Below are 19196 nucleotides of genomic sequence, written 5' to 3' on the forward strand. Positions count from 1 at the left end.
TACCTGATCAGCACGGCTTTCTGACAACGGGCATAGGCCGATCCGACTCCCGGTTTGAAAACCGTAACTGCATAGGGAAACCAGATACAAATTATTGCTATTTGAACTCATATGTTACCCAAGGATGCGAACGATATGTCTCAAATTCAAAAATCAGAGCAGAGCCGACTGGAAAAATTCACTTTTCTCATGATGCTTGTGCTCGTGAGCCTGCTTTTTGTACTCTTGCTCTTGCCTTTTTGGGGAGCGATCTTTTGGGCCTGCATCATCGGTTTGATTTTTTCACCAATGTACCAACGTCTGCTCAGAATGGGAAAACCAAAGCCCAATCTGGCGGCACTGGGGACATTATTGATTTGCTTTGTAATCGGTATCATCCCCTCATTGTTTATTATCATCTCCTTTTTTCGAGAAGGAGCAAGTCTTTACAACCGTCTCAAAAGCGGAGAATTTGATATTGCAGATCGTATTGATAAAGTTCAAACAGCTTTTCCAGGCATAAAAAGCTTTTTTGACCGATTTGACCTTGATATCAATAGCATTCAGTCACAACTTTCTGATTTCGCTCTCACTTCTAGTGGTTATATCGCTCAAAACGCGCTTGCGCTTGGACAGGGGACTTTACAGTTTTTTGTAGCTCTTGGATTGATGCTTTATATGGCTTTTTTCATGCTTCGAGACGGGGACAAACTTGTAGCGACACTTGTTCGTGCCTTACCCTTGGGGAATGAGCGTGAGTATTTGCTCTTTAACAAGTTTGCCGAAGTCGTGCGTGCGACAGTGAAAGGCAATCTGCTTGTTGCAGCCGTTCAGGGAATCTTGGGAGGATTTATTTTCTGGGTTCTCGATATTCACGGAGCGTTGTTGTGGGGAGTCGTGATGACGCTACTCTCTTTAATACCAGTCATTGGAGCCGGATTGATCTGGGGGCCTGTCGCTATTTACCTGTTCGCTATTGGTGACTGGCCCCACGGAGTGATCCTGGTAGCATATGGAGCCGGCGTTATCGGATTGGCCGATAATATTCTGCGACCGCTTCTGGTCGGGCGCGATACAAAATTGCCTGACTATATAGTTCTGCTTTCGACGCTCGGCGGTTTTTCATTGTTCGGAATGAACGGATTTGTTCTTGGACCCTTGGTTGCTGCACTTTTCATTGCATTTTGGGAAATTTTCATTCGGGAATTCAACACTTCAAAATCATGAAATTCCAGCACGGAATAACTAATTACATATCTTATTATATTGAATCGGGAAATTTTCTTTCATAAGCCATACAGCTTACGGCGAGAAACAAGAGAATAAGACCAAGAACAACGACTATGGCACGAGTTCCAAGCCATTGAATGAAAAAAAACGAAACAGCGATGGCTCCGGAAATGCTTCCCAAAGTCGAAACAGCATACACCCGACCAGCCGTTCGGCCTATTTCATCCAGTCCTGTAGCGCTCAATTTGATCACAAAAGGCGAAACCATGCCCATGAGCACCGACGGCACCAAAAAGAACACCACGCTGATCAGGAGTACGGAAAACCGAAATTCAAAACCCAAATCCGCGACATATCTACCGACCGGCAGATAGACGAGCGGAAGGACCAGAATGCAGACCGCGGCAGAGGCCAGTATCTTGGCCAGTACCACCAGACTCGGGCGTCTGTCGGCCAGCCCACCTCCGAGCCAGTAGCCGATACTGAGGGCCAACAGAAAGACGCTGATCAGGCTTCCCCAGACATAGACAGAATTACCGAAATACGGGGCCAGTATCCGACTGGCAACAATTTCCAGCCCAAGCAGAACCCCGCCGGACAGAAAAGCCACGCTGTAGACGAGGAAATCGAAGGCATGTCGCATGCTATGTATCATCCTTCAAAAGGTTAACCGGAGCGTAATCGTCGGTCAAAACCTTCGTACCGTCGGGCCAGGTCGGATTAGGTGCGAAATGGTTCTCGAACATGCCCTTCAAATCGAGACGCTGCGGCTTGCGCGTAGCTTCCAGCTCCGCAAGCCTGTTACGCACCACCTCGGGAGAAGGCAGGCCGCCGGGCGCGGCCATAACAATTCGATTTGTCGACAACTTGCCAATATAATGATGAAATCCACCAAAAACCGCATGGTATGTTGCCGATTCACGATCGGCAAGGGCCTGACTGATCCAGGTGTTCGAACAGACTACGCCGCCTTGCGAGAGCCGCTCACGGACAATCCCCAGAAACTCGCGAGTGGTCAGATGAAAAGGAATATATCCTCCGTGATAGGCGTCGAGTAAAATCATATCGAACTGCTCTGTGGTTCTCCGCAGCCAGCGCCGAGCATCCTCCACCACAAGCTTCATCTTTGCGTCTTCCGCATACCCGAAATACTGCCTGGCCATGGCTACGATCTCGGGGTCGAATTCGACATTCGTGATTTCCGCATCGGGGTAGATCATCCTGAGGGTACGAGTGACGGTTCCGCCGCCAAGTCCGACCACGAGAATTTTTTTCGGCGCATCCACATAGCCGGATACCAGCATCATCATTGCCGTGTACTCATAAACGTGTCGATACGGGTCTTTCAAATCCATGGCACTTGATCTATCCAACAACGACCCGACATGCATTCTACGTATCCCATTAGCCTCTGAGATGAAAATAGTCTGATACGGAGATTCCTTCTCATCAATAACATCAGCAGATGTCGGCAGCAGATACAAAAAAACTATTGCTAATGAAAAAATTATTGCGGTCACGAAAATAATAAATCGCTTCAAACATTTCTTCATCTCACACCATTTAAACCATCAACGTTTTACACATCTTCGACAAGCATTTGGATTTTGAAGCATTCTTCGCACGGCCAATCAACGCGGAATGAAACAAGAATTTCGAGGAGCATCACTTCAAGGCCCTCATGGTCCATGCATGAAGCTTGGCGGTATGGAAGTTGATAATTTTCCGCGCCAATGCCGCCAACAATAACGTCTTCCCAAACTCTTCCCGACGCTGCGCGTACCCATTCAACAGCAAATCCCCCAAGTTGTTCATCCGTACCCTCTGAAAGAATATTGCGCAACGCCGGAGCAAGAACTCCTTTACGTGGCGAGTTCAATCCGACTCAGCCTAAAAGGGCTTCCAGATTCATGGCAAGCTAACTCAGACCAGAACTGCAAAAAAGAAAAAGCCGCTGAAATTTTTACATTTCAGCGGCTTATCTTTTTAGATGGTGTCGAAGGGGGGACTAGTGAAAACGTCGCAGCTAATTCTTCAAAATCAATCAAATTTAGCTAGTTAAGAACAAAAACAATATGTAATTTATGACCTACATTCTTGACTCCGCAGAATCAAGCAAAAAATGAAGATGCCAACTTATCCGCACTTGCTTTTTGGGGAGGTAGCGGGACCACCTACCCCAATTTCATCCGCTTTTGTTGGACGCATCCAAGCCAAACAAAATCATGAACGAATTTAGTCTGTTTATGATCTCATGCACCGGCAATCCGAAGCGTTCCAGCCAATCGATCATGTCACTCGGCAGACCGGCAAATTCTTTGGCTTTTGTAACAGCCTGACCTTTCCAAGCTTCAATCTGTGCAGTCTGGTTAGGACTCAATAATGCCAACAGATTCTGCTTAATCGCCCCACGTTCTGCTTCCGCCAAGCCTGGCCGCGCCAATTCTTCCCTGAGCAGGCGATACTTTTCTTGCTGGAGGCTATCCAGTTCCACAGTTTTATTAGCAATGACAGATTCAAAAGTTTGCAAGTCCATGTCTTTCAGATTAACAGAAGCACTACTCACAAAATTGAATGCCAGTATGCCCAAAGTAACTATTAGTGCTAAACAAACAAAACTCATTGCAGCAAAAAATATCATAATCTTTTTTACTATGCCGCTGCTGTTAAATACAGGATTTGTAATAATATGTTTCAAATACTTGCTCTGCGATTGATTCATTAAAAACCACTCCTCTGTTAATGTTTACAATTAAATAACAACTTTAGGCATTTATAAAAAATAATACCAATTAAAATACTATAAAAATAACCACGATAAATGATGATTATAAAATTATTAAACTTGTTTATTTTCCAAAATAAACGCGCTGATGTATATATCGACAGAGATACATAGAAAAATTTAATCTATATTAAAATGGCCAATAGTTAAAAAAAGCATACTTAGAAAAAACATTAATGGATGCATATGAATTTTAATTAAACTACTCTTAAATGAGATAGGAAAAAGTTTAAATTTTGTAAAAAAACCGGAAAGGACCAATAAAAACACACAAAACAGCCCAAATTCAGGTAAAACAGATGCTGTACATTGTGAAAAAAGCCAGTGAATAAAAACAAAACAGATCATTAAAATATTTATATAATAATGAAGCCACATTAAATAATTCTTCTGGACCCGATTAAAATTTATCAGCAAACTTTTCCAATCTAGCCCCAAAGAAAAAAAACGATTTACCCATTTTATTACAATACTAATAAAAACAGGGAAATTTGCAATCACGAGCAGCAATAACGCTATCTGACCTGTAGTTTCGTCACCTTCATTGTCAGAATCTGAAACTGAACTGTAGTGATGCTTTTCCTTCTCCAAATATCTCCTATCACCACAATCTTCATCAGCAAATCCTGGTGTCACCAACCATGGACAAACTCCTAAAAAACACACTAAAACAATCGTTACAGTCATAATTTTCAGACATAGTTTCATTATTTCACCCATATGCCTACATGGAAACGAGTTAACCAGAACAACAGATCCTAAGCTCATATTAGCTCTGTCATGAAAATATGACCGGCATGTCATTGAAATCAGCAAAAGACCCAGAGTTTAAGACAGATCTCACTGTAAAAAGTCGTGAGAGACACTGCACGTCCTTCTCGCGAAGACGGGCTTGTACCCGCCAGGGTGAATCCATTCTTTTCAGACAATTAAAAAGACATGGATATCCTTCTTCAAGGGGATAGCGACTTTGCACAGTAGCATCATAACAAACACACATGACGACTATTTCTGTGCAATATCGAGCGAAATATCTCACTTTCAATTCCCATGAAAACTCTTTACACGCTTCAATGCTTCAAACCATAAAACACAGACCAATCCCAAGCCAATACTCAGAACGAGATCCTTTATGTGAAGTGGACCAAAAGAAAAAATACGCTGACAAAATGGTATTATTAAAATAACTGCAAGAAATCCGGATGCACCAAATACAACCCACTTCAGCGCAGCATTCGGAACGCGGAGCATAGAGTAGGCACTCTTTGTCCATGACCGATTGACGAGAATGATGGCGATGAAGGCAACAACCATCGTTGCAAAAGTCAGAGCCCTCGCAGCGTCCGGGGAGTGACTGGATCGTGCGAGCAGGAATACGGTCAAACAGGCCACAAGAACGCTGAGACCCTGTAGCACGGCGATCGCAATGGTCCGCATCGAAAATAAACGTTCGTCAGGACTTCTTGGCGCCCTGTGCATTACATTGACTTCAGCCTCCTCAGCCTCAAAGATGAGGGTACAAGCCGGGTCGATGATCAACTCCAAAAACACGATGTGAACCGGAAGCAAGAGCAGCGGCCAGTCCGCAAAGAACACCGGAATCATGGACAATCCGGCAATGGGCACATGCACGGCTAGGATGAAGGCTATCGCTTTTTTAATGTTGTCGAAAATGCAACGTCCGAGACGAACCGCCGCAACGATGGAGGAAAAATCGTCATCCAGAAGCACCAGTGATGCAGACTCGCGCGCCACATCTGTCCCGCGACCTCCCATCGCGATGCCGATATGAGCCGCTTTCAACGCCGGTGCGTCGTTAACCCCGTCACCGGTCATGGCGACCACATCCCCATTAGCTTTCAGAGCGTTGACAATGCGCAGTTTCTGCTCAGGAACGACCCGTGCAAAAACCTGTACTCCATGAATTCGCAGAGCCAAATCCACATCCGACATCTGATCGAGTTCAGAACCGGAGACCGAAGTATCTCCGTCCAAAATCCCTGCCTGGCGAGCGATGCTCTTGGCGGTTATTGGGTAGTCACCAGTAATCATCACCACTCGGACTCCAGCGGTCCTGCATTCTCTGACCGCGTCGGGAACATTTGCTCTCAACGGATCTTCGAACCCGAGCAGGCCCACCACTTCAAGAACAAGATCGCGATGTTCATCGGGCAGACTTCCCATGCATGTCACGCCCCGGGCCACACCGAGGACTCGAAGCCCCTGGGACGACAATGCGTCTACCTGCCGCGAGAGAGACTCGCGCTGTTCTGGCGTCAGATGACAGAGATCTGCAATGTCCTCGGGCGCGCCCTTACTTGACACCACAATTTCTTCTCCGCTCGCGGTGCGCCAAGCATGACTCACCACAAGCAGACGTGGGGTCAGCGGATATTCGCGAACCAAGGACCAGTCCTGATGCAAGAGATCTGTACCGACGAGCAGTCGATTTCCGGTCTCATGTAGCGCCTGCTCCATCGGATCAAAGGGATCACATTTGCTAGCCAGGATCGCATATTCAAGTAGCCTGTGCAATTCAACGGGAAGCTCCGCCTGGGGCGTAGTCAAGTCCAGGACAGTCCCGGCGATGGCGAGTTTACGCAATGTCATCCGATTTTGGGTAAGAGTACCTGTCTTGTCGACGCACAGAACCGTTGCTGCACCCAGCATCTCAACTGCCGGCATTCGCCGCGTCAGCACATTGTTACGCGATATTCTCCATGCACCCAAAGCAAGGAACACCGTCAGCACGACTGGAAACTCTTCTGGCAACGTAGCCATGGCCATAGCAATGCCGGCGAGCAAGCCTTGCTTCCAAGCTTCGACACCGCCCCCCCGCGTGAATGCGAAACCCGCAACCACGAGTGTGCATGCCAAAAGACCTATGATAGCGAAGGTTCGAACCAGTCTTCTTGTTTCTTGCTGTAAGAGAGTTGGCTCTGGCTCTATCCGAGCGAGGGCTTTACCAATTTTCCCAAGCTCAGAAGCGTGCCCTGTCGCTACAATTTCAGCAATGCCCTGCCCTGCTGTGACCAGAGTCCCGGAAAAAACCGAAGGCAGATCATCGCCTCCCGGTCTGTCCAATTCCCCGGTGCTTGATGCGACTTTTCGGACCGGGACGGATTCTCCAGTCAACAATGACTCATCCGTTGAAAGATTTATGCCTCGCCGCAGCAATCCGTCAGCGGGGACACGGTCCCCTTCGGAAAGAACGACAAGATCACCCCGTACCACCTCGCGACCGGCTATGCGAAGCTGCGTACCATTTCGAATAACCAAGGCACGAGGACTTGAAAGATCACGCAGTGCCTCCAGAGCTTTCTCTGTACGACGCTCCTGAATGATCGTTATAGCCATTACAACGAACACAAATCCGAGCAGCATTAGAGCATCGATTGGCTCTCCCATTAGAAGATAAAGACTTCCAGCAGCGACAAGCATAATAAACATAGGCTCACGAACAACATCAAACACAATAGCAAACAGATTTCGCTTGTTCTGTGTCGGAATCTCGTTTGGCCCATCGCTTTCCAAACGGTCACGAGCGCTTTCTACGCTGAGTCCGGAAAGCCCTCCCAGATCTAGAACAGAGTGGCTTATACTGGAAATTTTGACCTGCAGCTTCTTATTTAAATTACCATACGAGACATTCATAAATTTTCCTAACGATCACAAATGGAAACTCTGTATTTAGAATTAATGATCGAATTTAATCAATCATGTTATTACTTAATACTCACAACTCAAATATCAGACAAACCATCAATAATGGCTTGAAAATGATTCCTACAGCACAATTATGATTTAATCGTGTCGCTAGGTCATACTGAACTGATCGCAGTTCACAAACGGATGATTTTTTAGAAAGAAAAGCGCAAAAAGACTCTCGCTCTTCTCGAACCCAAATTTTAGGGATCATTATTGGGGTATACTAACGTCATCGTCGAACTCGCCGACATCTGCACCCTTGTGACATGCAATGCAGTTTGAAAGACCACCGATAGAAGTTCTTGAAAGCACTGAGGCGCTCAACTCCTGGTGCTCTTTTTGAATTTCACGAATTTCGGTGATGCGCATTACAATCCGATTCCCCAAATCTCTGGAAATATCCCTGGCCAATTCTCCGTGACCGTTTTCCGCTGCTCCTGAAGTCAGATACGTTTCAAGTTCTTCGGCATCCGGGGCATCTATACCAAGATCCTCGCTAAAATGATCATTGCGACCTTGAATCAAGGCAGACCACGATTCAGCATTTAGCAACTGCGGCGGATAGGCCATGTGACATGAACCGCACATCGAAATGTAGAGTTCATTCCTAGGGCTAGAAACTGCATTTTCTGACTTCTCGTGATCATAGTGTTTGTCCTTACGGTGCTTTCGATGGTCATCATGGTCACTAGCCAAAGCAGCAATGCCCCAAATAAAGCAGACACTCATTATGAGTCCCATCAAAAACTTTGAGTTACGCATGGTTTTCATCTCCTTGCCATCTGGCAGCATGTCGTTTTTTCAGACAATTGGCACTGCGAATGCCATTTTAAAAAAACTTGGGCGGGAAAAGAACTCCAGAGAAAAGAAACAGCATCAGGAATCACCCCGGCAGGACAAACCGGGATTCATGGATGCCCATGATTCTGAGTTTGAAAAATACGATCCAACAAACTCGTAGTCATGGCGACTATTCCGCTCGATGGACTGAAGTACTTTCATCTGGTGGACGCCATTTCCTTTCGTTTTGTAAAAGTACGCTTGAACCGGATGAACCTGAAAATTTATGTGAAGAAACGCCTTATTGAATATTGATTTAAATATGAGTAAAAACACAATTATCGTCAACTCGCATTCTGGAAAATAAAATGACAATTCGAAAACAGCGTTTAAATCCCCGAAAACAGCCGGTTCAGATCCGTTCCAGAGCAACGGTGGATGCCATTCTCATTGCGGCTGCTCAGGTTTTCGAGGCACACGGATATGCCGCCGGCACAACCAATCGCATTGCCTCCAAGGCGGGAGTTTCCATTGGAACCCTATACCAGTATTTCCCAAGCAAAGAGGCGATTGCAGTGGCGCTTCTGGAGCAGCATATTTCCGAAACTGGACACCGGCTGCATGAATGGGTTGGACACATGGTGGTTGAACAGCATGGACTGGGCGAAGCGCTCCATGACTATGTAACTGAAATGATGCATATACACTCCCGGCAGCCGCGATTACAGCATATGCTTCTCGAGGAAATACCACTGCCCGAGCGAGTCCATCAGGCACTCCTGGAATCCGAAAGAAACGCTGCTAAAACCATGGCTGGACTTCTTCGTCTCTTTCCCGAGGTAAGACAGGGCGTACCTGAACACACCTGCTTCGTCATTGTGCAGACTGTTGAGAGTTTGACCCATCGGTTTGCAGTCCACCCTGACGATCAATTCATTCCCAGGACCACGTTTGTCGATGAAATTGTTGCCATGCTTGTCGCCTACCTCACATATGAAGCTCTTCCTCAAAATGCCTCCTGATCGGACGGGATAAAGAACGCTGCGAGACATCTCTCTTTGACCGGAAATTTGAGTCACACTTCAAACACAATGGACGGCATGCCACAGGCTGTGGCTACTGCTGCCGAGCAAATCGCAGATTACGCTGGACTGACCATGGACGTCATTGATCCCCAGACAGGCGTCGTCAACACTGCCCAGATTTTTGTCGCCGCTCTTGGCGCGTCCAGCTACACCTTCGCCTGCGCCGTGCAGAGTCAGGACCTTTCGTTACTACGGCGAAGTCAGCGCCATCCTCGTGTCCGACAACCTTAAGGCCGGCGTCTTCAAGGCCTGTCGTTACGACCCTGACGTCAACCCTGCATATCAAGAACTGGCCGAGCATTATAGCGTGGCGGTCATCCCGGCACGCGTGAAAAAAAGCCAGGGACAAAGCGAAAGCGGAGGTTGCGGTTCAAAATGTCGAAAGATGGATTCTGGCCCCCTTGCGGGACAGGAAGTTTTTCTCCTTCGAAGAACTCAACGGGCCATGGCGGAGCTTGTTGAACTGAACGATCAGGTCATGAGGGCGTATGGGAAGTCGAGGAGGGAACTCTTCGAACTGTGGATCCGGCCCGAGCTCAAGCTTCTCGCGCGGACCGACTACGAATTGGCCACATGGAAGAAGGTCCGGGTCAATCTCGACTACCACATCGAAGTCGACAGGCATTACTACTCCCGCTTCTTACACCCTGACGCACAAGACGGGGGACTTCAGGTTCACCAACAGTTTGATGGAGGTCTTCCACTAGAACGTGTGTGGCCTCGCATACAAGGGGCAGTGTTCCACACATGCATACAACGCTGCCTGCGCAAATGCCAGGGACGCTTCAAGAGGCGGCTAACTGCTCAGGCGGCAAAATCAGGGTCTGGGCCAGAAGCATTGGGCCGACCGCTCTGGCCTTGATCAACGTCATCATAGAGGCCCGCCCACACCCTGAGCAAGGATATCGAAGCTGTCTTGTCCTGCTCAGATTGGAGAACCGATATGGGCGGGTCCGCTTGGAACAAGCATGCCTGCGGGCTCTGTACTTTGGTCTGCATTCGAGGCGGCACGTCGCGCACATCTTGGAGAACAAACAGGATCTGCTCAAAATAGCCGAGGAGGACGAAGCCTTCGGCAAAAATTTCCGATCATCGCAGAGGAAAAATTAACTTTTTCAACTTGTTTGGCCTCAAAAAGTCCCCTGAGCCACTCTGAAACGTTTTAATCAGCGGCTTCTTAGCAATCGTATAAATTCTTCCAGCACGCTTGACACGCGAATCAAAAAGATCATAAATCCCGTGTCAGCTTTCTTGTTTCGTAACACGCCCCCCCCCTCAACACCATCCTTCAGGAGTACCTACGATGCACATGGCGGACGCGCTTATTTCTCCGACAGTCGGCGGAATCATGTGGGCAGCCACGGCCGGGCTCATTGCCCACTGCTCACGGAAAATCAGCACCAACCTCGAAGGATCCCGCGTGCCTCTCATGGGCGTGCTGGGCGCCTTCATCTTCGCGGCGCAGATGATCAACTTCACCATCCCGGCCACCGGCTCCAGCGGGCATCTCGGCGGTGGCGCCATCCTCGCCATCCTGCTCGGGCCCCACGCCGCGTTTCTGACCATCGCATCCGTCCTGACCGTCCAGTCCCTCTTCTTTGCCGACGGCGGCATCCTGGCGCTGGGCTGCAACATCTTCAATCTCGGCTTCTGGCCCTGCTTCGTGGCCTACCCGTTCATCTACAAGACCGTCGCCGGGAACAACCCCTCCAGGGCCCGGATTGCCGTCGGCGCGCTTCTGGCATCCATCGCGGGGCTCCAGCTCGGAGCGTTCAGCGTGGTGCTGCAGACCGTGGCCTCCGGCATCTCCGAGCTGCCCTTCGAGACCTTCGTCATGCTCATGCAGCCCATCCACCTGGCCATCGGGCTGGTCGAAGGGCTTGTGACCGCGGCCGTGGTCACTTTCGTCTGGAAAGCACGCCCCGAAATCTTGTCGATGGCCCAGGGCCTGGGCGCGCGCACTGCGCCGTCCTTCAGGGGGGTGGTCACAGGGCTGGCCCTGGCCGCTCTGGTCACGGGCGGCGCGCTGTCATGGTTCGCCTCGGCCCACCCGGACGGACTGGAATGGTCCATGGCCAAGGTCTCCGGAAAGGAAGAACTTGACGCCCCCGCTGACGGCGTCCACGGCATGCTGGCCGCAATCCAGGAAAAGACCGCCTTCCTGCCGGACTACGCGTTCAAAGCCACAGAGCACGAACCCGCCGCACCCGAAGGCGAAGCCCCTGCGGCATGGCCGGCCGTCGATGCGGGAACGAGCACGTCCGGCATCCTCGGGGGCGGCATGACCATGCTCCTGGCCGGAGCCCTCGGATTGTTCTTGAAAAGGCGGCAGCACCGGGCGTAAGACAAGCCCTCCACCTGTTCTGCAACCAACGGGCGGGATCACTTCCTGCCCGTTTTTTTCGAGCCGCCAATGCCCAAGATCGACACCAGCCTGTTTGAAATCGGCACCCTGGACCGCCTGGCGGCAGGCGACACGGGCATCCACGACCTGGACCCCAGGGCCAAGCTGATCGCGACCCTGGCGTTCATCCTGACGGTGGTTTCCTTCGGGCGCTATGAAGTGGCGTCCCTCCTGCCGCTCCTGGCCTTCCCCCTGACGCTGGCCATCCTGGGGCGGGTTCCCGGACCGTACCTTTTGCGCAAGCTGCTCATCGCATCCCCGTTCGCCGTGATGGTCGGCATGTTCAATCCGCTTCTGGACCAGACCGTCCTTCTGAATGTCTCCGGTCTGAACGTGACCGGCGGCTGGGTGTCCTTCGCCGCGATCCTGCTGCGCTTCGCCCTGAGCGTGACGGCCGCCCTGGTCCTCATCGCCACCACCGGATTCGCCCAGGTCTGCATGGCCCTGACCCGCCTGGGCACCCCGCGCATCTTTGCCACCCAACTTCTTTTTCTGTACCGCTACATCTTCGTGCTCACGGAGGAAGGCCTGCGCATGAGCCGGGCCCGGGACCTCCGGTCGTTCGGGCACCGCGGCACGGGACTAAGAATCTACGGGTTCATGCTCGGCCAGCTGCTGCTGCGCACCATGGACCGGGCCGGGCGCATCCATCGCGCCATGCTCTGCAGGGGGTTTGACGGGGAAGTCCGCCTCAACCGGCGTCTGCAGTGGCGGCGGGGAGATGTGCTCTTCATGTGCGGATGGCTGGGCTTCTTCGCCCTGGTCAGAGTGTTCAACCTGCCTCAGGAACTTGGGCAGATGCTGCTGAAGGTGATCGCGTGAGCCACCATATCGTCGAAGTCCAGGACCTGCGCTTTGCCTACCCGGACGGCAACGAGGCCCTTTCAGGGCTCTCTTTCCGCATCCACCACGGGGAGTCCGTGGCCATCGTCGGCGCCAACGGTGCGGGAAAATCGACTCTGCTCCTGCACCTGAACGGCTGCCTGGTCCCCAAGCAGGGCACGGTGCGCATCGGGGATTTTCCGCTGACCGAGAAAACCCTGCCCGATGTCCGCCGCACCGTGGGCATGGTCTTCCAGGACCCCGACGACCAGCTCTTCATGCCTACGGTTTACGACGATGTGGCCTTCGGGCCCCTCAACCTGGGCCTGCCGTTCGACGAGGTGGACGCCCGGGTGCGCTCGGCCCTGGCCACCGTCGGCGGGGAGCACCTGTCCAGACGCCCCCCCTACCGCCTTTCCGGCGGCGAAAAACGCGCGGTGGCCATCGCCACGGTGCTGTCCATGAGCCCGAACATCCTGGTTCTGGACGAACCCACGTCCAACCTGGACCCCCGCGCCCGGCGCAACCTCATCAACCTGCTGCACGGCTTCGAGCACACCAAGATCATCGCCACCCACGACTTGGACATGGTCATGGACCTCTGCGGCCGGACCATCGTCATGCACCGGGGGCACATCCTGGCCGACGGCCCCACCCGCGACATCTTCGCCGACGACCGCCTGCTGGACGAAGGGCACCTCGAACGGCCCCTGTCCCTGCGCTAACCCGCCTCAACAGAGACTCCCGCCTTGCGTCCGAACACGCGCCCTGCGAACCGGGCGTCTTGTCCAGATGCACGTGACAGTCCGGCGTGATGTAGAGCGTCAGGAGCGGTAACGTGATCAGGCCGCCCACCAGCACAGATCCAGAGGCGGCCGCGCCAACAGGTCCGAATTTGTTTTATAACCTTGTTAAATCGAGATACCCCGCAGTACAAGCTGATGCAGTTCCTTCAATATGCGCTCATCAAGCGGGATTTTCTCCTTCACGAGACTTTCCAGATACGAGATGGCAGCGGCATGATTGATGACTTCAAGGTGGTGCCGCAGCGGTTTGCCACCGATAGCCAAGCCCTCTTCCAGGACCACCTTGACTTCCATGAGGGTCAGCGTGTTCCCCTCGATGGCGTCCTGGGTTGAATCGCATTTAATTCGGACCAGTTTCAGCACGTTCTCAATATTCGCCCTTATCCCGGACAGGCCCGCTTTTTCTCGTTTAGGATCGAGTCGGCAATCCGTGGCCGAACGCAAAAAAGAAAAAGCCGCTGAAACTACTACATTTCAGCGGCTTATCTTTTTAGATGGTGTCGAAGGGGGGACTAGTAAAAACGTCGCAGCTAATTCTTCAAAATCAATCAAATTTAGCTAGTTAAGAACAAAAACAATATCTAATTTATGACCTACATTCTTGACCCCGCAGAATCAAGCAAAAAAATGAATTTGAATGGTCCAGCCGTGAACCTCTACTCTGGAAACTCATCGACTTTCCCAATTGGCGAACAGGCCAAACTTTTCTCTTTGAGCGAAGGTGTTATCGCAGCTTGAGGGAAATGCATGGGCGTCCACGGTGTGGATGCAATTGAACATGGTGCGCTTTCGAATATGAAATTTCTGTACGAGCAGGTGAAGTTGGCTGACAGAATCATCAACTTTTAGTTGCGACAAACGAAGAGACCTCTCTCACCCCGAAACCCGTAAAAAATTCGGGAAGTTACTTTTTAATTGGAAACCTCAACGAATCTTTAAAGCAGAGATCAGCCTTTGATAATAAAAGGGGAGCCGAAGCCCCCCTTTATCTATTTACCCGCCATCATGGCTGCGATGTCATCCTGCACTGTTCCGATTGGTTTGATGTTGAAATTTTCAACCAGTACCTTGGCCACGTTCGGGGACAAAAACGCCGGAAGCGTGGGCCCGAGGCGAATTCCCTTCACACCTAAGAATAGGAGCGCCAGAAGCACGGCAACGGCCTTCTGCTCGTACCAGGCGATATCGTAGGATACGGGCAGATCGTTGATGTCATCGAGGCCGAAGACTTCTTTGAGTTTCAGAGCAATTACGGCCAGGGAATACGAGTCGTTGCACTGCCCGGCGTCCAGCACGCGCGGGATGCCACCGATGTCACCGAGATTCAGTTTATTATAGCGATACTTTGCGCAACCGGCCGTCAAGATCACGGTGTCCTTGGGCAGATTTTCGGCCACTTCAGTGTAATAGGAACGAGACTTCTGCCGACCGTCACACCCGGCCATGACCACAAAGCGCTTGATCGCGCCGGACTTGACAGCCTCAACCACCTTGTCGGCCAAGGCCAGTACCTGATGATGGGCGAACCCGCCGACGATGCTCCCAGTCTCGATCTCAACGGGAGGAGGACATTTCTTGGCCTGTGCGATCAGCGCCGAGAAATCCTTGGCTCCGCCCGCAGGCCGGTCCGCGATGTGCTTAGCACCCTCATACCCAACCACGCCAGTGGTGTAGAGACGGTCCAGATAGGTGTTCTCTTTTTTGAGCGGTACCAGACAATTTGTGGTCAGCAAGATGGGGCCGTTGAAGGACTCGAATTCGGGATTCTGCTGCCACCAGGAGCCGCCGTAATTGCCCACGAAATGCGGGTACTTCTTGAACGCCGGATAATAGTTGGCGGGAAGCATTTCGCCGTGGGTGTAAACGTCCACGCCTGTGCCCTCGGTCTGCTTCAGCAGCTCGGCCATATCCTTCAGGTCATGGCCGCTGATGAGGATACCGGGGTTCTTGCCCACGCCGATGTTGACCTGGGTTATTTCCGGGTTGCCGTAGGTAGTGGTGTTGGCCTCGTCCAGCAGAGCCATGGTGGTTACGGCCATGCCGCCAGCCTTCATAACCAGGGCGACCATTTCATCCACGGACAAATCCTTGGTCGTTGAAGCCAGAGCCTCAAGCATGAAATCGTCGATTTCGGCCTTGCGGAAGCCCAGCACAGCAGCGTGCTCGGCATAGGCGGCCACGCCTTTGAGGCCGATTATCAGCAGCTCGCGCAGGGAACGCACATCCTCGTTGGCGGCGGACAGGATGCCTACGCTCTTGGCCTTTTCGGCAAAAGCGGAAGAGCTCCCGGTCCAGGTCGCTGCTTCGGGCAACGGGTCGGTGAAATCCTTGCCGTGCTTGGCCTTGTAGGCGGCTAGGAAGGAATTTTTAAGTTTGTCGCGACGAGCCAAGCCGTCCTGGATCATGGCCACAAAACGGGCGTCGTCCCAGTTGGCGTTGGTGATGGTGGCAAACAGCCCCTGAAGCACAAAATCGTCATTGGAGTGGTCCGGCTGGCCCAGTTCTTTCAACCTTTCACCATACACGGCAATGCCGCGCAGCACGAAAATGAGCAAATCCTGCAAATTGGCGGTTTCTTCCGGCTTACCGCACATGCCTTTGACCGTGCATCCCGTATTCTTCGCCGTTTCCTGACACTGGAAGCAAAACATAGTGACCTCCTTTATAATTACTGTTGCCAATCGCGCGACAATGCACGCACCTCAAATCGATACTAGAAAAAAACTACATCTGAAAGCCGATTTCCTTATGCTTGGCGGCAATGGCATCCGCCAGACGATCCAGGGCAACATACGTGTCGTCTGTGGGCAACCCCTTACACAGCACAGGATCCAGCACCTCGACCTTCAGGTTGGGAATCATGCCGGCCAGAGTTTCCACTGTCTTGCCGCCCCAGCCGTATGAACCGACTATGGACAGGTATTTGGCCTTGGGCCGCAGGGCGTTGGCCAAAAATGCCGCGTAGGCGGCCATGGGATGCGGACCGGCAAGCACTGTGGGGGTGCCGAGCACGATGGTGCCCGCATCCACCAGGGACATGGCCAGCTTGCCGATGTCGGTCACGGCAAGGTTAAAGAGTTCCACCCTCACATCGCGTTCGGACAAGGCTGCCGCCAGGTGGTCGACCATGAGCCTGGTGCTGCCGTGCATGGACACGAAGGGAAAGGCCACCAGATTGTGTGCCACACCTGAAACCCAGTCCTTGTAGGCGTCCACAATCCAGCCGGGGCTATCGTAAATCTGGCCGTGACTGGGGGCGATCATGCGGATGTCGTAGGGGCTGATTTTCTCCAGGTTTTTGGCGATTATGGTCCTAAATGGCATCATAATCTCGCCAAAATAACGTTTTGCCGCTTCATGTACCCGACCTTGGTCGCGCACAAAGAGATCGCTCGTTGCGATGTGCGAGCCAAAAAAGTCGCCACTGAACAGAATCTTGTCTTCGGCCAGGTAGGTGGACATGGTTTCCGGCCAGTGCACCCAAGGCGTGAGAATAAATGTGAGCGTCTTGTCGCCAAGGGAAAGGGTTTCGCCGTCCCCGACCACGATGAATTTGTCCTCAGGGATGAGCAAAAGATCCATGAGCATGGACTTTGCCTTGGCGTTGGTGACGACCTTGGCCTCCGGGTACAGATCCAGCACCAGGGCGATGGTCCCGGAATGATCCTGCTCCGCATGCTGGGATATTACGTAATCAAGCTTTTCCACACCATCCAGATGCCCAAGCAGCGTGTCGACCATATCCGGGTCCACAGCGTCAATGAGCGCGGTTTTCTCACTGCCGTCCACGAGATAGGCGTTGTAGGTTGTCCCATCGGGGAGCGGAACCAGGGAGTCGAACAACCGCCTGTCCCAATCCACTGCACCAACCCAATACACTGATTCTACAATTTTTCTCATTTTTTTCTCCATTACTGAATTTTAGTATCAAAAATTACAGACTTGTTTCTTCCAGTTCTTTTAGCTTCATACAAAGCTTTGTCAGCTTGATTATAATAATCATCATGACTCATTCCATCTGTATACACAGAAGCACCTATGCTAATCGTTATCTTGGACTTGTCTTTGGAAAATTCTTTCTCCACTACGCTCCGAATTTTTTCAGCCAAAAGTAACGCGCTTTCGCGATCTGTCTCAGGTGATAACACAGCAAATTCTTCCCCCCCGATCCGGTAGAAAAAGTCTGTCTTTCTGATACATTGCCTGACCGTCCCAGCCATTTTTTTAAGAACCCTATCCCCTTCTGCATGCCCCAAAGAATCGTTAACTTTTTTAAAATGATCTATATCCATTATAAACAATGAAAACTCCCTCTTGTTTCTCTCATACCTATCTATTTCTTCTTTGATATCCAGATCAAATTGGCTTCTATTATAAACAGATGTCAGGCTATCATGGCAAGAACTATGCTCGACTTTTTGCACGAAAAATTTTGATATCATATAAAAAATGAACGATGATGCAAAAAGGAAAAATACATAGTAGTACAATTTTTTAATATTTGATGTTTTACGATCAGATCCAATAACTTTTCTCAGCATCAGAGAGTTTGAACCACTCCAAATAGATTCACTCATCAAAGATAATTCTTGTAAAAATTGCTGATTTCCAGATCTATTTTTATATAAAATATCTTTAAACGCACTCCATTCGTTATAGAGGCTTTTAAAAGGCTGGATTATCTCTGGGTCAAACCTAAATTCAGACGCCTTGCCTTCAGCAAGGTAAATAGCAAATATTTTATCCACCTCGCTAACAGAATAATCAGCATTATCAATATTTTTAAGCAATTCAAATTTAAAAATTCTTTGTGTCGATCCACGGATAAACCCGATATTGTTAATTAGCTTAGCATCACGCTCCAATGAAGAATGAATTGAATATATGTTCCACACAATAAATATATTAATCATAAAAAGAATCAGAGAAAAAAAAGAGATTAGCTTTGATGCAAAGAGTTTTTTCATTAACACCTCATAATTTTTTAAAACCAAAATTCAGGATAACGCCTGTTTTTTGCAAAATTATTTAAAAAAACAGCAACAATGATAAGAATAATAGCCCCGAGTCCAACAGGTACAAATGCATAAAAATAACTCAATTTATGCACTGGCTCTCCGCCAATAACAGCAATAAGAGCCGTCGCCCCTCCTGGAGGATGCAGCGTTTTTGTCATATGCATCACGGCAATGGCTGTAGAAACGGCCAACGCTGCTGCCAGCCAGACAATATCTCCAACAAGCTGATATGAAAACACCCCGATCAGCGCAGAAATGACGTGTCCTCCGAGAACATTTCTGGGCTGGGCCAACGGACTTCGAATCGCTCCGTAAACGAGGACCGCAGTTGCGCCAAAGGATCCAATGAGCAACCCTTGTCCGAACTCATCCAAAAACATCCCTTGAAGCAACCCGACGAGGGCTATGCCTACAAAAGCCCCAAGCCAGGACCAGGCAACCTCAGAAATTCCGACCCTAGGGGGGCTTTGTGTCGTCCCTTTGACTGGACTGCCTTAAGGATGACGGACACGGCTTGAGAGGTTATCTTCCGCTCATGAGGAGACACACATGGGAAGATCAGCCAAGTATTCAAAAGAA

Annotated in this window: 19 protein-coding genes and 1 pseudogene; 7 read left to right on the forward strand and 13 right to left on the reverse strand. The window is 50.5% G+C overall.

Going from position 1 to position 19196, the window contains the following annotated elements:
- Positions 1–135: 135 nt before the first annotated feature.
- Positions 136–1206, forward strand: a complete 1071-nt coding sequence (locus tag H4684_RS17815; protein ID WP_192624771.1) for an AI-2E family transporter — start codon at positions 136–138, stop codon at positions 1204–1206.
- 34 nt (positions 1207–1240) lie between these two features.
- On the opposite strand, the gene H4684_RS17820 is transcribed toward H4684_RS17815, so the two are convergent.
- The 7 genes from H4684_RS17820 to H4684_RS17850 form a co-directional block, all read right to left on the reverse strand.
- Positions 1241–1852, reverse strand: coding sequence for a fused MFS/spermidine synthase (locus H4684_RS17820; protein ID WP_092194673.1), 612 nt, complete (start codon positions 1850–1852; stop codon positions 1241–1243).
- A gap of 1 nt (position 1853) precedes the next feature.
- Positions 1854–2762 (reverse strand): spermidine synthase, encoded by a 909-nt coding sequence (locus tag H4684_RS17825; protein WP_192624772.1) that lies wholly within the window; start codon positions 2760–2762, stop codon positions 1854–1856.
- A gap of 26 nt (positions 2763–2788) precedes the next feature.
- Positions 2789–3088, reverse strand: a complete 300-nt coding sequence (locus tag H4684_RS17830; RefSeq protein WP_143077935.1) for a hypothetical protein — start codon at positions 3086–3088, stop codon at positions 2789–2791.
- Between the two features lie 306 nt (positions 3089–3394).
- Positions 3395–3931 carry a hypothetical protein gene (locus H4684_RS17835; RefSeq protein WP_192624773.1) on the reverse strand — a complete coding sequence of 179 codons (537 nt, stop codon included), beginning with the start codon at positions 3929–3931 and terminating at the stop codon, positions 3395–3397.
- Between the two features lie 183 nt (positions 3932–4114).
- A complete protein-coding gene (locus H4684_RS17840) occupies positions 4115–4702 on the reverse strand; it encodes a hypothetical protein (protein WP_192624774.1) in 588 nt (195 codons plus the stop codon).
- Between the two features lie 333 nt (positions 4703–5035).
- Positions 5036–7648, reverse strand: a complete 2613-nt coding sequence (locus H4684_RS17845) for a cation-translocating P-type ATPase (RefSeq protein ID WP_192624775.1) — start codon at positions 7646–7648, stop codon at positions 5036–5038.
- A gap of 264 nt (positions 7649–7912) precedes the next feature.
- Complete coding sequence (locus H4684_RS17850) at positions 7913–8464, reverse strand: hypothetical protein (RefSeq protein WP_192624776.1); 552 nt, start codon at positions 8462–8464, stop codon at positions 7913–7915.
- On the opposite strand from H4684_RS17850, the gene H4684_RS17855 reads away from it, so the two are divergent.
- Positions 8463–8663, forward strand: coding sequence for a hypothetical protein (locus tag H4684_RS17855; protein ID WP_192624777.1), 201 nt, complete (start codon positions 8463–8465; stop codon positions 8661–8663). The genes H4684_RS17850 and H4684_RS17855 overlap by 2 nt on opposite strands.
- Before the next feature lie 187 nt (positions 8664–8850).
- Positions 8851–9504, forward strand: coding sequence for a TetR/AcrR family transcriptional regulator (locus H4684_RS17860; RefSeq protein WP_192624778.1), 654 nt, complete (start codon positions 8851–8853; stop codon positions 9502–9504).
- A gap of 433 nt (positions 9505–9937) precedes the next feature.
- Here H4684_RS17860 and H4684_RS17865 read toward each other — a convergent pair whose 3' ends face one another.
- On the reverse strand, positions 9938–10192 hold the full coding sequence (locus H4684_RS17865) for a hypothetical protein (RefSeq protein ID WP_192624779.1): 255 nt from the start codon (positions 10190–10192) through the stop codon (positions 9938–9940).
- Between the two features lie 678 nt (positions 10193–10870).
- Here H4684_RS17865 and H4684_RS17870 point away from each other — a divergent pair.
- The 3 genes from H4684_RS17870 to H4684_RS17880 all read left to right on the forward strand — a co-directional run bounded on the left by H4684_RS17870 (position 10871) and on the right by H4684_RS17880 (position 13518).
- Positions 10871–11911 carry an energy-coupling factor ABC transporter permease gene (locus H4684_RS17870; RefSeq protein WP_192624780.1) on the forward strand — a complete coding sequence of 347 codons (1041 nt, stop codon included), beginning with the start codon at positions 10871–10873 and terminating at the stop codon, positions 11909–11911.
- 69 nt (positions 11912–11980) lie between these two features.
- Positions 11981–12793, forward strand: coding sequence for a cobalt ECF transporter T component CbiQ (gene cbiQ / locus H4684_RS17875; RefSeq protein WP_192624781.1), 813 nt, complete (start codon positions 11981–11983; stop codon positions 12791–12793).
- A complete protein-coding gene (locus H4684_RS17880) occupies positions 12790–13518 on the forward strand; it encodes an energy-coupling factor ABC transporter ATP-binding protein (protein WP_192624782.1) in 729 nt (242 codons plus the stop codon). Before cbiQ ends, H4684_RS17880 begins: the two co-directional genes overlap by 4 nt.
- Positions 13519–13704: 186 nt before the next feature.
- Here H4684_RS17880 and H4684_RS17885 read toward each other — a convergent pair whose 3' ends face one another.
- Positions 13705–13962 (reverse strand): Fic family protein, encoded by a 258-nt coding sequence (locus tag H4684_RS17885; protein WP_225940540.1) that lies wholly within the window; start codon positions 13960–13962, stop codon positions 13705–13707.
- Between the two features lie 270 nt (positions 13963–14232).
- Between H4684_RS17885 and H4684_RS20775 the strand changes: the two are divergent.
- Positions 14233–14448: pseudogene (locus H4684_RS20775) on the forward strand (DsrE family protein); the annotation flags it as partial.
- 140 nt (positions 14449–14588) lie between these two features.
- Here H4684_RS20775 and hcp read toward each other — a convergent pair.
- The 4 genes from hcp to H4684_RS17905 form a co-directional block, all read right to left on the reverse strand.
- The gene (gene hcp, locus H4684_RS17890) at positions 14589–16250 is read right to left on the reverse strand and encodes a hydroxylamine reductase (protein ID WP_192624783.1); all 1662 of its coding nucleotides are present in this window, start codon (positions 16248–16250) and stop codon (positions 14589–14591) included.
- A gap of 73 nt (positions 16251–16323) precedes the next feature.
- On the reverse strand, positions 16324–17499 hold the full coding sequence (locus H4684_RS17895) for an FprA family A-type flavoprotein (protein WP_192624784.1): 1176 nt from the start codon (positions 17497–17499) through the stop codon (positions 16324–16326).
- Positions 17500–17510: 11 nt separating this feature from the next.
- Positions 17511–18566 (reverse strand): GGDEF domain-containing protein, encoded by a 1056-nt coding sequence (locus H4684_RS17900; RefSeq protein ID WP_192624785.1) that lies wholly within the window; start codon positions 18564–18566, stop codon positions 17511–17513.
- A 17-nt stretch (positions 18567–18583) separates the two neighbouring features.
- Entirely contained in the window at positions 18584–19066 is a 483-nt protein-coding gene (locus H4684_RS17905; protein WP_192624786.1) for an HPP family protein, read from the reverse strand.
- Between the last annotated feature and the right edge of the window lie 130 nt (positions 19067–19196).

The organism is Desulfomicrobium macestii (assembly GCF_014873765.1).
Taxonomy (GTDB): Bacteria; Desulfobacterota; Desulfovibrionia; order Desulfovibrionales; family Desulfomicrobiaceae; genus Desulfomicrobium; species Desulfomicrobium macestii.

Excerpts from the sequence above, each read along its gene's own strand:
- H4684_RS17815 (WP_192624771.1), top strand. The coding sequence starts at position 136 with ATGTCTCAAATTCAAAAATCAGAGCAGAGCCGACTGGAAAAATTCACT.
- H4684_RS17820 (WP_092194673.1), bottom strand. The coding sequence starts at position 1,852 with ATGCGACATGCCTTCGATTTCCTCGTCTACAGCGTGGCTTTTCTGTCC.
- H4684_RS17825 (WP_192624772.1), bottom strand. The coding sequence starts at position 2,762 with ATGAAGAAATGTTTGAAGCGATTTATTATTTTCGTGACCGCAATAATT.
- H4684_RS17835 (WP_192624773.1), bottom strand. The coding sequence starts at position 3,931 with ATGAATCAATCGCAGAGCAAGTATTTGAAACATATTATTACAAATCCT.
- H4684_RS17840 (WP_192624774.1), bottom strand. The coding sequence starts at position 4,702 with ATGAAACTATGTCTGAAAATTATGACTGTAACGATTGTTTTAGTGTGT.
- H4684_RS17845 (WP_192624775.1), bottom strand. The coding sequence starts at position 7,648 with ATGAATGTCTCGTATGGTAATTTAAATAAGAAGCTGCAGGTCAAAATT.
- H4684_RS17855 (WP_192624777.1), top strand. The coding sequence starts at position 8,463 with ATGGTTTTCATCTCCTTGCCATCTGGCAGCATGTCGTTTTTTCAGACA.
- H4684_RS17850 (WP_192624776.1), bottom strand. The coding sequence starts at position 8,464 with ATGCGTAACTCAAAGTTTTTGATGGGACTCATAATGAGTGTCTGCTTT.
- H4684_RS17860 (WP_192624778.1), top strand. The coding sequence starts at position 8,851 with ATGACAATTCGAAAACAGCGTTTAAATCCCCGAAAACAGCCGGTTCAG.
- H4684_RS17865 (WP_192624779.1), bottom strand. The coding sequence starts at position 10,192 with ATGCCTGTCGACTTCGATGTGGTAGTCGAGATTGACCCGGACCTTCTT.
- H4684_RS17870 (WP_192624780.1), top strand. The coding sequence starts at position 10,871 with ATGCACATGGCGGACGCGCTTATTTCTCCGACAGTCGGCGGAATCATG.
- cbiQ (WP_192624781.1), top strand. The coding sequence starts at position 11,981 with ATGCCCAAGATCGACACCAGCCTGTTTGAAATCGGCACCCTGGACCGC.
- hcp (WP_192624783.1), bottom strand. The coding sequence starts at position 16,250 with ATGTTTTGCTTCCAGTGTCAGGAAACGGCGAAGAATACGGGATGCACG.
- H4684_RS17895 (WP_192624784.1), bottom strand. The coding sequence starts at position 17,499 with ATGAGAAAAATTGTAGAATCAGTGTATTGGGTTGGTGCAGTGGATTGG.
- H4684_RS17900 (WP_192624785.1), bottom strand. The coding sequence starts at position 18,566 with ATGAAAAAACTCTTTGCATCAAAGCTAATCTCTTTTTTTTCTCTGATT.